At 31.3% G+C, this 13982-nt stretch carries 14 protein-coding genes; all 14 read right to left on the bottom strand.

Annotation, left to right across the window (positions count from 1 at the left end; all coding sequences use genetic code 11):
- Positions 1-831: 831 nt before the first annotated feature.
- The 14 genes from B2G86_RS02935 to B2G86_RS02870 all read right to left on the bottom strand — a co-directional run bounded on the left by B2G86_RS02935 (position 832) and on the right by B2G86_RS02870 (position 13893).
- Entirely contained in the window at positions 832-1179 is a 348-nt protein-coding gene (locus B2G86_RS02935; RefSeq protein ID WP_078356647.1) for a YpoC family protein, read from the bottom strand.
- Complete coding sequence (gene nth, locus B2G86_RS02930) at positions 1176-1844, bottom strand: endonuclease III (protein ID WP_078356646.1); 669 nt, start codon at positions 1842-1844, stop codon at positions 1176-1178. The genes B2G86_RS02935 and nth overlap by 4 nt, the downstream gene beginning before the upstream one ends.
- A complete protein-coding gene (locus tag B2G86_RS02925) occupies positions 1834-2526 on the bottom strand; it encodes a DnaD domain-containing protein (protein WP_078356645.1) in 693 nt (230 codons plus the stop codon). The genes nth and B2G86_RS02925 overlap by 11 nt, the downstream gene beginning before the upstream one ends.
- Before the next feature lie 76 nt (positions 2527-2602).
- Positions 2603-3895: an asparagine--tRNA ligase gene (gene asnS / locus B2G86_RS02920; RefSeq protein ID WP_078356644.1), complete on the bottom strand. Its 1293-nt coding sequence runs from the start codon at positions 3893-3895 to the stop codon at positions 2603-2605.
- Between the two features lie 62 nt (positions 3896-3957).
- Positions 3958-6651: a helicase C-terminal domain-containing protein gene (locus tag B2G86_RS02915; protein WP_078356643.1), complete on the bottom strand. Its 2694-nt coding sequence runs from the start codon at positions 6649-6651 to the stop codon at positions 3958-3960.
- 10 nt (positions 6652-6661) lie between these two features.
- The gene (locus tag B2G86_RS02910) at positions 6662-7630 is read right to left on the bottom strand and encodes a biotin--[acetyl-CoA-carboxylase] ligase (RefSeq protein WP_078356642.1); all 969 of its coding nucleotides are present in this window, start codon (positions 7628-7630) and stop codon (positions 6662-6664) included.
- Positions 7617-8828 carry a CCA tRNA nucleotidyltransferase gene (locus B2G86_RS02905; protein WP_078356641.1) on the bottom strand — a complete coding sequence of 404 codons (1212 nt, stop codon included), beginning with the start codon at positions 8826-8828 and terminating at the stop codon, positions 7617-7619. The genes B2G86_RS02910 and B2G86_RS02905 overlap by 14 nt, the downstream gene beginning before the upstream one ends.
- Before the next feature lies 1 nt (position 8829).
- On the bottom strand, positions 8830-9951 hold the full coding sequence (gene bshA, locus B2G86_RS02900; RefSeq protein ID WP_078356640.1) for an N-acetyl-alpha-D-glucosaminyl L-malate synthase BshA: 1122 nt from the start codon (positions 9949-9951) through the stop codon (positions 8830-8832).
- Between the two features lie 19 nt (positions 9952-9970).
- Positions 9971-10285, bottom strand: a complete 315-nt coding sequence (locus B2G86_RS02895; RefSeq protein WP_078356639.1) for a nucleotide pyrophosphohydrolase — start codon at positions 10283-10285, stop codon at positions 9971-9973.
- Between the two features lie 208 nt (positions 10286-10493).
- Positions 10494-11180, bottom strand: a complete 687-nt coding sequence (locus B2G86_RS02890; RefSeq protein ID WP_078356638.1) for a zinc metallopeptidase — start codon at positions 11178-11180, stop codon at positions 10494-10496.
- A 53-nt stretch (positions 11181-11233) separates the two neighbouring features.
- Positions 11234-11827 (bottom strand): DUF1405 domain-containing protein, encoded by a 594-nt coding sequence (locus B2G86_RS02885; RefSeq protein ID WP_078356637.1) that lies wholly within the window; start codon positions 11825-11827, stop codon positions 11234-11236.
- 48 nt (positions 11828-11875) lie between these two features.
- Positions 11876-12664, bottom strand: a complete 789-nt coding sequence (locus B2G86_RS02880) for a menaquinol-cytochrome c reductase cytochrome b/c subunit (RefSeq protein WP_078356636.1) — start codon at positions 12662-12664, stop codon at positions 11876-11878.
- Positions 12665-12701: 37 nt separating this feature from the next.
- Entirely contained in the window at positions 12702-13376 is a 675-nt protein-coding gene (gene qcrB, locus B2G86_RS02875; protein ID WP_016912349.1) for a menaquinol-cytochrome c reductase cytochrome b subunit, read from the bottom strand.
- A gap of 13 nt (positions 13377-13389) precedes the next feature.
- Complete coding sequence (locus B2G86_RS02870) at positions 13390-13893, bottom strand: Rieske (2Fe-2S) protein (protein ID WP_078356635.1); 504 nt, start codon at positions 13891-13893, stop codon at positions 13390-13392.
- Between the last annotated feature and the right edge of the window lie 89 nt (positions 13894-13982).

The raw sequence follows: 13982 nt of genomic DNA, 5'->3' as shown, positions 1-13982 counted from the left end.
TAGAACTACCATCAGATTGCCCGCAAAGTCATAGACATTGTGGGCAATCTTTTATGCGCATGCTTACACTTCTACTGACTTGTGTTAACATAGGCATCTTTATTTACACTTCTCTCCACTTATGTGAATACAGACATCCTTGCTTACACTTCTTTCGACTTGTGTTAACATAGTTATCCTTAGTTACACTTCTACTGACTTGTGTTAACATAGGCATCCATAGTTACACTTCTACTGACTTGTGTAAATATAGATACCCTTGCTTACACTTCTTTCCACTTATGTAAATATAGACACTTAATATTAATTGCCTTTGACATAAATGTCCTAGTATTTTAATGATAATCATTTAGCTAACTCTTAGAACTAACATTTTTCTATATAAATATGGTTATTACGACGATTTTGTAAGTGCTGACGCCTGAGGGAATAGTATGTGTGAGAGACTACAGGCTCGAGCCATACCCTAGGCAAGCACGCACGTACAAAATCGTAAGATTTTATAAAAATAGTTATTAGTAATGATTTTGTAAAGTGCTGACGCCTGAGGGAAAAGTATGCGTGAGAGACTACAGACTCGAGCCATACCCCTAGGCAAGCATGCACTTTACAAAATCGAAAGATTTTATAAAAATAGTTATTAGTAATGATTTTGTAAGTGCTGACGCCTGAGGGAAAAGTATGCGTGAGAGACTACAGGCTCGAGCCATACCCCTAGGCAAGCATGCACGAACAAAATCAAAAGATATAAAAAAATTAGCATATCACTGTAAACTTTAAAAAATCAGTTACGTGATATGCTAAAATAATAATCCACATGATCAAATACTTTTATTTATCTTCTTTTAATCTTGCTTCTCTTTTAAGTTTAAGTTGATGTCTTGCATTCATCTTAATAAGTTCATCTTTAAGCGTTACCATCTGTCTATAACCCATAAAGTGATAAATTCTATCATTTATATATTGATATCTTTCTTCAAAGTTCATTGGTATAACTGGATAGTCATGAATACCTTTTATTTCAAATTTGTCTATTTGGTTGATTTGTTCTATATAAGCTATGATAAGTGCATAATATTGATCTAAGAGTTCGTGAGCTTCATTACTTTTTAATTGTTTGTTTTTTACAAGTGGTTCTATTTGTTCTTCTAATATTATAAAATCATTCTTTTCTATCATGCTTCATCAACCTTTACTAGTCCTGCTTTTAATCTTTTCTGACCTTCTCTACAATCAGCCAGCAATGGACATGCTTCACATTTAGGTTTGCGTGCAACACAGTGATATCTACCAAAGAAAATTAACTGATGATGGCTTTTAGTCCACCTTTCTCTTGGTATAATACTACATAAGCGATCTTCTACTTGTCGTACATTATCCTTTTGTCTACATATTGCTAGACGTTTTGAAACTCTTTCAACATGTGTATCAACCGCAAGAGAAGGTTCTCCAAATGCAACACTCATTACAACGTTTGCCGTCTTACGGCCAACACCTGCTAAAGATTCTAGCTCTAAATGTGTACTAGGTACAATGCCGTCATAATTATCCAACAGTGATTGACATAATTTTTGAATGTTTTTTGCTTTATTTCGAAATAGTCCGATTGATCTAATATCATCTTGTAATTCTTCTAAACTCACATTTAAGTAGTCTTCAGGTGTTTTATATTTTTGAAAAAGCGACTTAGTGACTTTATTAACTAAAACATCTGTACATTGTGCAGATAGCAATACAGCAATTGTTAGTTCAAAAGGATTGTCGTGTACAAGCTCACATTCAGCATCAGGAAACATTTCATCTATGACATCCATCATTTCTAATGCTCTTTTTTTACTTATCATAAGGATTCTCCCCGTTCACCCAATCAAAAATCGGTATTGAATTTACATTTTGTTTTAATTTTTTGTTGTGATTAAATTTCTCACTTTCTTCTTTTGAAGACTGAACAGTTGTAATGTTTTTCTTCTTCCAATTTAATAAAATTCTATCAATATATTTGAAGCTTAGCTTGTCTAAACTATGCGCTTCATTTAGTGCACTTTGTATAAGTTCATTAGAATGGTGATCAGTATCAATCCAATGATTTAATGTTTGAACTTCAAGTGGTGTTAAAGGACGTCCAAACGTAGATTCAAATTCATGGAATAATTTTTTGAATTGACTGTTTTGATCTTCAACAGTATCTTCTTGCTTTACTTCATTCATTATTAAAGCTAATTGTTCAAATAATGGTTCAAACGATATGAATTCATTATATTTATGCTGCTCATCTTTTTCAATTTTAATGTCAATACATTTAAGCTGTGAAAGTTGATTAATGACATGACTTACTTCTTGAATAGACAAACTTGTTCCTTGTTGAATATTTTCTAATGGTGGTTGCAAATTTCGCTCATTTTCTTGATCTAATAATTTTACTAATATAACAAATTGTTTTTCATTTAATCCTAACTTTACGTAATGATTAAATAAAGCGCGTTGAATAATGACCGGTTTTTCTTTTAACATTTCGCTGGAATACATCTTTTCACCTACTTTGTGATTGAAATAATGCCAAATGATTAGAGGCTGAGACAATTAATATGTCCCAGCCTGATTATTATGGATATAAACGATTTAATAAGCGTGGGAACGGTGAAGTTTCTCTAACATGTTCAACTCCACTTAACCATGCTACTGTTCTTTCTAGACCTAATCCAAAGCCACTATGAGGTACACTTCCATATTTTCTTAAGTCCGTGTAATAGCTATATGATTCTGGATCTAATCCATGTTCTTTAATTCTTTGATTAATTAAATCTAAGTCACTAATTCTTTCTGAACCACCAATAATTTCACCGTAACCTTCAGGTGCAATTAAGTCAGCACATAGTACTGTTTCTGGATTTTCAGGATTTGGTTCCATGTAAAATGGTTTAATTTTAGTTGGATAATTGATAATAAATACTGGTTTATCATAATGATTTGCAATTGCTGTTTCATGAGGTGCGCCAAAATCATCGCCCCATTCAATATCATCAAAGCCTTCTTTATGCAAGAATTCAACAGCATCATCATAAGTGATTCTTGGGAATGGTGTTGAAACGGCTTCTAATTTAGAAGTATCTCTTTCAAGTAAATCTAATTCTAAAGTACAATTTTCTAATACTGATTTCACAATATGATGTACATAATTTTCTTGAACTTCTAAACTTTGATCATGTTTCATAAATGCCATTTCTGGTTCAATCATCCAGAACTCAATTAAGTGACGTCTTGTTTTAGATTTTTCAGCTCTAAATGTTGGACCGAAACTGAAAACTCGACCATGTGCCATAGCAGCAGCTTCCATGTATAATTGACCACTTTGTGATAAGAATGCATCTTCTTCGAAATATTTTGTATGGAATAGTTCACTCGTACCCTCAGGTGCACTACCAGTCAAAATTGGTGGGTCTATTTTAGTGAATCCATTGTCATTAAAGAATTCATAAGTAGCACGAATAATTTCATTTCTAATTTTCATAACAGCATGTTGACGTTTAGAACGTAACCACAAATGTCTATGGTCCATTAAGAATTCTGTTCCGTGGTTTTTAGGCGTTATAGGATAATCGTGTGATTCTGAAATGACTTCTACTGAGCTTACTTGCATTTCATATCCAAATTTAGAACGCTCATCTTCTGTAATTGTTCCCGTTACAAATACTGATGTTTCTTGAGTTAATGATTTAGCAAGTTTGAAAATATCTTCTGATACTTCTGCTTTTACTACAACACCTTGCATAAATCCTGTACCATCTCTTAATTGTAAGAATGCTATTTTCCCACTAGATCGCTTATTTGCAATCCAAGCACCGATTGTCACTTCTTGATTGACATAATCTTTTGCTTGTTTAATCGTAATATTCATTTATATTTCTCCTATTCAAATAAATTACCTATAGTCATTTTATCAAATTATCTATATAACTGCTATCTGTTTGGATATTTTCTTAATTTATCTTGGAAATTATTTATATCGCCTTCTATAACTGGTATTTCGCCTAAAGCATTTATGAAAAATTTACTATAATTACTATCTAAAATTCTTCTATCAAAACATACTAACAATCCTTGATCATTTTTATTTCTAATTAATCTACCGATACCTTGTCTAAATTTAGTAACGGCATCAGGTAATACAAAGTCTTTAAAAGGATTTTCAAATTCATCTTTCATCAAATGGTATCTAGGGTCATCTTGATGAATGAACGGTAATTTAGTCATCATGACACATTTAATTCCTGAAGATTGATAATCAAAACCTTCAAAGAAAGATAATGTCCCAAGTAAAATTGTTTTATCAAATTGATTAAATTGTTGAACAATTTTATAAACATGTGAATGTTGTTGTTGCATTAATAATACATAGTCATCAAATATTTCAAGTTCTTCCATATAACGGTATGCTTGATAAAGCATTGAATAGTTCGTGAATAATACTAAACATTTTTGATTTGTTTCACTTACAAATGTAGATAAGTAATGAACAATTGTTTCAATATAGTCATCTTGATTATGGAACTGATAACTTGGCATATTTTTAGGAACAAAACATGCTGCTTGATTTTTCAAATCATAAATATCATTCAAATAGTATGTATTGAATTCAATATTTTTAGGAAACATAGATTTAAACGATGTAAACGACTCATTTACAGTTAATGTTCCTGAAATGAAAATATTACTATTAAATTGCTCAATAAATACTTGATTAAGTAAATCTTTAACTTCTTCTTTTTTAACAAAAAGAGAAAGTGTAGATTTTTGAGTTAACTTTTTAATTGATACGTATGGTACTTGCCCCGATTTAATAACGTTATATATCTTAGTATACTGATGATATATATAAATCAATTCTTTTTTGAATGCTTTCACATGAGCATGTGTAAAAGATTTGAATCTAGATAAAATTTGATTAATCGTACCGATTTGTAGTTTGAATATTTCAGATAGCTTCGTAACATCGATATCATAGATATAATGAATTTGTTGTTCGTCATCATTTTGAGATTTATGCTTTTGATTGATTTGATCCATTAATTCATCGAATAAATTTTCATTTTGTTCATGTAATAATTCGATATCTTTTTTTAATTGATAAATATCAATGGGATCTATTGGGTATTGCTCTATAATTCTTCTGTTTTCTAATTTATCTAATCTTCTAAATAATTTTTCTTGTTCATTTTTACCTAATAAACCAAGGTGATATTTAATATGTTGATAACTTAAATTATCAGTAACTTGGTTAAGTGCATAGTCTTGTATACGGTGTGCTTCGTCTACAATTATATGTTTAAACAATTGATAAACAGTGTCTTCAGTACTATGTTGCAATAAATGCGCATGATTCGTAATACCTATCTCAACACTTTGAGCACTCTCTTTAATAAATTGATAATAATGAATGTCATTTTTAAATGGAACATAAGTTGTTCTTTTTTGGTCAAAGAATACTTTTTGTCCTCCTTTTAGATGTAACTCTTCAATATCTCCAGTTTCAGTCTCTAAAATCCAAACTAATAACTGCATTTTTAAAATCGTTGCTTCATAATTATCAGTATCATCTTGAAGAATGTTTAAAATTAAGCCTAGTGAAATGTAATGATCTTTACTTTTTATAATCATCGCCTTTAAATCAAGATCTAATGCATTCAGCACTTTGTTGAACTCTTGCTCTAGTAGTTGATTTTGTAATAATTTTGTATGAGTTGAAACAAGTATATGTTCTCCTGTTTCTAAATAGTAAAGCAGTGAAGCAAGTACAAAACTCATCGATTTTCCACTTCCAAGAGGTGCTTCGATAAGCGCATTTTCATTATGCATTAAAGAATCAAATAATTGTTGAACTAATTGATATTGTTCTTTACGATAATCAAAATTAAATGTTTTAAGAATTCTATCATAGGCTTCATCAATTGTTATAATTTCACTATTTTTCGATTTACGTATAGGTGTTTGCTTTAAGTAGTTGATATTTTGATATTTTTTTATTTTGCTTGAATTTGTCACTGTATTTTGACTAGTTCTAACAATTTCAAATAAAATATCTTTCAAGTCATATTTCAGTGACTTTGATAAATAGTAAAGTTGTTTAACAGTATCTATAGGTAAATCTTTTATTTTTTGAATAGCTTTTATAAACAATAAAGCTGTTGCTTTAGCATCTTCATCTGCACTATGTGCTTGATTCAAATCGACTTTTAAAGATTGGCTTAATTCACTTAACTGATAGCTTTCTTCAGTTGGAAAAGCAATTTTAAAGAGTTCCATCGTATCTATTATTAATTTTGGTTCAAATTCTATTTGATATTTTTCAAAATGAGCCTTTAAAAAGTTCAAATCAAATAAAACGTTATGCGCTACAAACACACAGTCTTTTAACATTACAAATAAAGATTTACTAATCTCGTCAAAATATGGCGCATCTTGTAAATCTAACTCATTTATATTTGTTAATGCCTGGATGAAAGATGGAATTTCCAAATCAGTTTTAACATATGTATGGTAAGTATCTACAATTTGTTGGTCTTCTATAAATGTAATACCAATTTGTATAATTTCATCATATTGTATTTGGTTTCCAGTTGTCTCTAAATCTACGACAGCGTATCTTTGCGCCATATTATCTCTCCTATATTTCGATATCTGCGCTCATAAATTGATGTAAATTGCCATCCTCAGATATCACAGTTAAGAACCCATTATCTTGTATATCTATTGCTCGCCCAACGATTTGTTTTTTACCTTCAGTATAAGTTAAAGTTTTATTCCAGATCATGCTTTTTTCTTTATATAATGCTTTAATTTCACTAAATGGTAAATTCAAGAATTGGTCATATCTCTGTTCAATTGCTTTAATTAGTAATGTTAGAAATTGATAAGGACCTATAGGCTTACCATTCTCTAAATTTAAACTCGTTGCACGTGATTGATTTACTTTATCAAATTCTAATTGAGTCTGATTTAAATTTATACCTATTCCACAAATGATTGCATGAACACCATCCGTATCGGCAATCATTTCTGTCAAAAATCCACATACTTTTTTATTACCAATATAAATATCATTTGGCCATTTTATTTTACATTGTATATTATAATGTTGTTCAATCACTTCTTGAATTGCAAGACTAATAAATAAATTGAATGTCGACATTTTTTGAATAGCTATGTCAGGTTTTAATACGATTGACATCCACAGGCCTTTGCTTTTTAGAGAGGACCATTCACGATTAAATCTCCCTCTTCCTTTAGTCTGTTCATCGCTTAATACTACAAAATGATTATTTATCTCATTAATATAAGATTTAGCAAGTATTTGAGTAGAATCAACTTGAGTTTGAACGATTGCTTGATTCAACAATGCGTTGTCTTTAAGTTCAATATTAACAATGTCTTCTTGCCAAATGGAAGGAATACTCGCAATTTTATAACCTTTATTTGAAATGGATTCAATTTGAAATCCTTCTTTTCTAAGTTGATCAATTACTTTTTTTACAGTAACACGTGAACAATTTAAAGTCTCAGCAATTTGTTGACCTGATAAATATTCATCATTTTGATATAAATAACTAACAATTTCACGTTTATATTTCGACATTCTCTCGCACCCATTCTATTAACTCATTTTGTGTATTATTCACTTTATTTAAAATTACTGCTTGCTCTACTTTATTTAATATATCTTTTATCCATGGCCCACCATTTTTATTAAATTCATTCATGATGATTTGACCATTAATACTTAAATCTGACTTATCATATATAGGTAGTTTATCATAAATTTCATTTACTAAAATAGTATTCATTATTGTAGGATGAAATTGTATATTAAGTGATTGATTATTTTCATATATAAATTGTATGACTTTGTTTACTTTATTGTTGCCATAATTATAAATCATACTAGTCATTTCCACTTTTGAAATGTTTCTATTTTCAAATTCATTAAATAGATTATAATAAGAAATTATTTCATGTTTCTCTTTATTACTTATTTTCAAATGATTTAAACTCGAAAGTTCTAAATGATATATATAGCATAATGAAGCAATCCATAGTTCGAAATTTGAATGTTGTGGTATAAAAATTGTTTCCAAATTGATAATTTTAAAAAATGGTATATATTTAAAAATTGCCATGTCTTTCATGGTTTGAATAATATGGTATACATAATTGCCTGAAATCATCTTTTTTAATTCAACGACAATTCTTTCGATTGCAATTTTATCTAATAAATGTGCTGATTGGCTCATAGCTTCTTTTGTTTCATCATCAATATTAAATCCTGTTTGAGCTTGAAACCTTACACCTCTCATTATACGTAGAGCATCTTCTTCCATTCTATCAATAGGTGTACCTACAGCTTTTATTATTTTATTGTTAATATCTTTCAATCCATTAAAATAATCATGCAGTTGATATGATTTATCCATAGCAATTGCATTCATCGTAAAATCTCTTCTTGCAACATCTTCATATAAATCTGTTACAAATTGTACCGATGTAGGTCTTCTGTGATCAACATAATCTCCATCTTTTCTAAACGTGGTTACTTCGAATTGTTGACCACTTCCTAATACAATTATCGTACCGTGTTCTTTTCCAATTGGTAAAGTTTTATCAAAGATTGATTCCACTTCTTCTGGTAAAGCACTTGTTGTTATATCTACATCAGAAATATGTTTATCCATTAAGTAATCTCTTACAGATCCTCCGACAAAGTAAGCATGATGGCCTTGATTTTCAAGTGCTTCAATTATCCATTTGGCATCTTCAAAAACTTGATTAGCGCTCATATTAATCTCCTAACATATTGTTGTAACAAGATTCATATTGATCAGCAATCACTTTTGATGAGAAACGTTCCTTCACATCTGCTACCATAGCTTCTTGCATATTTTTATAAAGTGTATGATTAGTTAAAAGTTCAATTGCATGCTCACTTGCTTTATCAGTATCACCAACATCTACAGTGTATCCTGTTTCGCCATTTTTAATAACTTCTTTAATACCACCAGCATTAGTACCAATAGGAACGACACCAGTTAGCATAGCTTCTAACAGTACTAAGCCAAAGCTTTCTTTTTCACTCATTAACAAAGTTAAGTCTGACATCTGATAGAATATATTGACTTCATCTTGTTTTCCTAAAAATAGTACATGATTTTCTATATTGAGATGTTTGATTTGTTCTCTAGCAACTTGTAGTTCAGGTCCATCCCCTATTAAAAGCAATTTAGATTTAACCTTTTTGTTTATTTTATAAAAAGTATCTACTACGTCATGAACACGTTTAACTTTTCTAAAATTTGATACAAAAGTAATAACTTTCTCGTCTTCTTCAATTCCGTATCTACTTCTTAAATCTGTATTATAAACTTGAGGAAAGTTATCTTCTTGTACAAAGTTGTATATTGTTTTAATTGGTTTATCGGGTCCTATCACTTCGTATGTTTCTTCTTTTAAACTATCACTTACACTTGTAACGACATCACTTTTTTCAATTCCAAAGCGAATAGCACTTTGCAACGATGTATCATAACCTAATACAGTTATATCAGTGCCATGTAATGTAGTCATAATTTTTACGTCTTTTCCTGATATTTGTCTAGCTAAAATACCACATATTGCATGTGGTACGGCATAGTGCATATGTAAAATATCTAAATCGTAATCATTTATTACATCTGCAATTTTTGCGCTTAATGTTATATCGTATGGTGGATATTGGAATACAGAATATTGATTCACATCAACTTGATGAAAAGTAACATTTGGAACAGGTTCTCTCATTCTAAAAGGCATATTTGAAGTAATAAAATGAACTTCATGACCTCTTTTTGCCATTTCCAATCCTAGTTCAGTAGCTACTATACCTGAACCACCCATTGACGGATAACAAGTAATACCGATTTTCATATTATGCCTCCATAAAAACTTATTTTCGTTCAAATCTATCTTTATCTCTTACATTGAATTTATTCATAGTATCTTCAAAACTTTTATTTAAATCGATATTTAATGAATTTGCTAAACAAATTAATACAAATAAATTATCGCCTAATTCAGCTTCAATTGTATTTTCTTCTTCAGTAGATTTCTTTTTCTTTTCTCCATGAGTATGGTTGATTTCTCTAGCCAATTCTCCAACTTCTTCTGTTAATCTCGCTAAGTTAGCTAATGGTGAAAAATAGCCAGTTTTAAATTGAGAAATATAAGTATCTACTTCTTTTTGCATTTCTTGCATATCCATACAAATCCCCCTCACTTATCTTTTATATTAATTTATAAAAGTGCTCACATATTAAAATTATATATGATTAACGTACATAATGACAATGTTATAAACTGACTATAGATTTTGATGCATATAATTTTAAAATTTATAGTTCATTATGAAATTGAAAATAAAAAACTACCGATTTAAGTTTATAACTTAAATCGGTAGTTAGTAATACGAATTAACTGTTACGTGCCATTAGAATAAATCTTGCTAACTCGGCTACTGCTACTGCTGTTGCAGCGACATATGTCATCGCAGCGGCTGATAAAACTTTCTTAGCATGTCTATATTCTTGTTGATTGACCATGTTTAGTTTTTCAATTTGGCGCATCGCCCGTTTACTTGCATCAAATTCGACTGGCAATGTAATGATTGAGAATAATACAGCGAATGACATAAATACGATACCAACCCATAATAATGTTGTTCCGAATGTACTGCTCATTGCTGTTAATACGATACCAGCTAAAATAATAATATAAGATAACGAACTACCTAAACTAGCAAGTGGTACTAAAGCTGTTCTAAACTTTAAGAAACCATAACCTTGAGCATGTTGTATTGCATGTCCTACTTCGTGAGCTGCAATCGCTGTACCTGCTACGCTAGGTTGTTGATAGTTTGATGGTGATAAAACTACACGTTTTTTAGATGGGTCAAAATGATCTGATAAGAACCCTTCACCTTGTAATACTTCTACATCATGAATACCATTAGCTGCTAGTATTTCTTCAGCCACTTGTTTACCCGTTTTACCGCTTGTTGAACGTACTCTTGAGTATTTATTGTAAGTTGATTTTACTTTAAATTGGAAGTACATAGGGACAAGCATAATAATCACAAAATAAATAATGAATGAAAACAAATTACTTCCTCCTTTATATCCCTGTTAGTTATTATATTACGGAGTGATGACCCCTACGTCAAATATTTCGAACGTATTTTTATGTTTTTTTGTAAATAAATTAAAAGGAGAAAAGCGATTATACTTAGCCAAAATGCAAAATATCCAATATGTGATTCATACTGACTTAACATGCTATATACAGGATATTGATGATACACATAATCTATTACATCGTTATGAAAGACCCATATCATCGTTATTACAATATGCCAAGTTTTTATATTAAATGTAGGATAAAACATAAATGCTTGGATTGCCATAAGCCCGTGAGATGTCATTAGCATGATTGCCATAGGAAGAAGTTGTTCATAGTGAATCATGACAAATAAGTTCATCACCACTGCCCATACACCATATTTAATTAATGTCACAAATGCTAAACATTCAAATAAACCTAAATGTTTATTGAAATAAATAGCTGCAATGGCAATGACTAGGAAGAATGTTGCTGTTGGACTATCAGGTATGAATGGCCAAAAATACCATTTACTTTCTAACAATTGTCCTCCATACCAAATATATCCATAAATTGTTCCGAGTAGATTTGCAATAAATAGAGTTATGAGCACTGATTTTTGTCCCATAACGTATCTCCAAAATGCCATTATGTAACTCCTTTGAAAAAAGCCACCATAAAATGGTGGCTTTAATAATTATTTTTTCAATTCTTTACCGTTCGCATCTGTTTCGTGTAAATCAGCAACGTATTTAGAAACTTTATCGATTTCATCTTTTGAAAGTGTATCTTTAAAGCTAGGCATTTTACCTGCACCTTTTTCTACAAATCCTTGTACGCCCTCTTTTGGTAATTTCGATTCTACTAAGTTTGGACCTTGTCCACCAGTCAATTCACCACCATGACAACTTGTACAGTTTGACTTGATAATGTCTGTGTAGACTGGATCGGATTTATCTAAGTTAGAAAATACGATTTCACCTTGCTTAGCTTGTTGTTTCCAATCATGGTAATAACTTGATTCCCATGTTGTATAGAATAAGATAGCAATTGCAATTAACATGAAACCAGAAGCAAATGGTCTCTTTGTCCATTTACGTTCAGGGCCTCTATCTAACCATGGAGCTAATAATAAAGCACCAAAAGCAATACCTGGTAAGACGATTGCCCCAAATGTATTATAAGGACCAGATGCGAATGTATATTTAAGTATTTGATATAAGAATAAGAAATACCAGTCTGGTAATGGTGTGTAACCAGTATCAGATGGATCTGCCACACGTTCAAGTGGCGATGGATGAGCAACTGTTAAACATAAGTATGCAATTAAGAAAACTGCACCAGTCATCCATTCTTTTAATAGAAAGTCAGGCCAGAAACTTTCTGTACGACCTGGAAATTCTGAGTAATCTCTATTTAACTTTGGTTTGTCGTATGACTTAATTCTTGAGTCACCAACAAACTTCATCCCTTTACCGCGATGCATGTCGCATGACCTCCTTTTTCATTTATTCACGTTATTTTTATAGTGGACCTGAAATACCTTGTTTTCTGATCATTATAAAGTGTGCTGCCAGTAACGCGAATAGTGCAGCTGGTAGGAAGAATACATGTATCGCAAAGAAACGAGTTAGAGTTTGTGCACCAACTATTTCGGCATCCCCTGCTAGTAATGTCTTAACCCACGGCCCAATGATAGGAACTGATTCTGCAATTTGTAAACCTACTTTTGTTGCGAAAAGTGCTTTCATATCCCAAGGTAATAAATATCCAGTAAAACTTAATCCAAGCATTACGAAGAATATTAAAACACCTACAACCCAGTTTAATTCTCTAGGTTGTTTGTAAGACCCTGTGAAGAATACACGGAGTGTATGTAAAAACATCATTACTACTACTAAACTTGCTCCCCAATGGTGCATACCACGTACGATAACACCAGCAGCTACATCGTGTTGTAGATAGTAAACTGATTTCCAAGCATTAACGATATCTGGAACATAATACATCGTTAAAAACATGCCTGATAAAACTTGTATAACAGTAATGAAAAACGTTAGACCACCAAAACAATAAACGAAAGCTGAAAAGTGATAAGCAGGGTTAACATGCTCTGGCACTTCATGATCAGCAATATCTCGCCAAATTGGTGTAATATCAAGTCTGTCATCGACCCAATCATAGATTTTATCTATCATTGTTAATCCCTCCTTATTTAGCTAATTCGTTTTCGTGTTTTTTGCCGATTTGAATAATGCCATCTTTAACTTTTACTTCGTATTGATCAAGTGGTGCTAATGGTGGCGTACCAGGAATGTTTTTACCATTCTTTTCGTAACGGCCGTTATGACATGGACAATAGAATTGATTAGGATTTGAGTCATCACCATTCCAAGTCACTGTACATCCTAAATGTTTACAGACAGGTGATAAAGCTACAATTTCCTTTCCATCTTTGTATACCCAAGCGAATTCTGTAACTTCACTCGTATACCAAGCATCTTCTTGCTCGAATTTAAAGTCCACTTTTATAGGCTCTTTGCCAAGTTCTGACTCCTTTACGCCTGTAGCAATCAAATCGCCTTGTGCATCCGCTTTGAAAACAGGATCAAGCGCAAATCTACCCATAGGTAAAATCATACCAGCAGCCATAAATGACCCAACACCCATTAATGAATAGTTTAAAAATTGGCGTCGTGTGACACGTTGGCTCATTCAGATTCCCCCCTCTATTAATCGTTCTTTTATAACTAGGACAATTTAATTTTAGCCTATTATTTCAAGACGGTCAACGCTTTGTCACA

Origin of the sequence: Mammaliicoccus fleurettii (assembly GCF_002018435.1) — a bacterium.
Classification (GTDB): domain Bacteria; phylum Bacillota; class Bacilli; order Staphylococcales; family Staphylococcaceae; genus Mammaliicoccus; species Mammaliicoccus fleurettii.
Note: the sequence above shows the minus strand (reverse complement) of the source record. Positions and strands in the feature narration are given on the sequence as shown.

Bases quoted from the DNA above. Each gene is read 5' to 3' on its own strand.
- B2G86_RS02935 (WP_078356647.1), bottom strand. From the start codon at position 1,179: ATGATAGAAAAGAATGATTTTATAATATTAGAAGAACAAATAGAACCA.
- nth (WP_078356646.1), bottom strand. From the start codon at position 1,844: ATGATAAGTAAAAAAAGAGCATTAGAAATGATGGATGTCATAGATGAA.
- B2G86_RS02925 (WP_078356645.1), bottom strand. From the start codon at position 2,526: ATGTATTCCAGCGAAATGTTAAAAGAAAAACCGGTCATTATTCAACGC.
- asnS (WP_078356644.1), bottom strand. From the start codon at position 3,895: ATGAATATTACGATTAAACAAGCAAAAGATTATGTCAATCAAGAAGTG.
- B2G86_RS02915 (WP_078356643.1), bottom strand. From the start codon at position 6,651: ATGGCGCAAAGATACGCTGTCGTAGATTTAGAGACAACTGGAAACCAA.
- B2G86_RS02910 (WP_078356642.1), bottom strand. From the start codon at position 7,630: ATGTCGAAATATAAACGTGAAATTGTTAGTTATTTATATCAAAATGAT.
- B2G86_RS02905 (WP_078356641.1), bottom strand. From the start codon at position 8,828: ATGAGCGCTAATCAAGTTTTTGAAGATGCCAAATGGATAATTGAAGCA.
- bshA (WP_078356640.1), bottom strand. From the start codon at position 9,951: ATGAAAATCGGTATTACTTGTTATCCGTCAATGGGTGGTTCAGGTATA.
- B2G86_RS02895 (WP_078356639.1), bottom strand. From the start codon at position 10,285: ATGGATATGCAAGAAATGCAAAAAGAAGTAGATACTTATATTTCTCAA.
- B2G86_RS02885 (WP_078356637.1), bottom strand. From the start codon at position 11,827: ATGGCATTTTGGAGATACGTTATGGGACAAAAATCAGTGCTCATAACT.
- B2G86_RS02880 (WP_078356636.1), bottom strand. From the start codon at position 12,664: ATGCATCGCGGTAAAGGGATGAAGTTTGTTGGTGACTCAAGAATTAAG.
- qcrB (WP_016912349.1), bottom strand. From the start codon at position 13,376: ATGATAGATAAAATCTATGATTGGGTCGATGACAGACTTGATATTACA.
- B2G86_RS02870 (WP_078356635.1), bottom strand. From the start codon at position 13,893: ATGAGCCAACGTGTCACACGACGCCAATTTTTAAACTATTCATTAATG.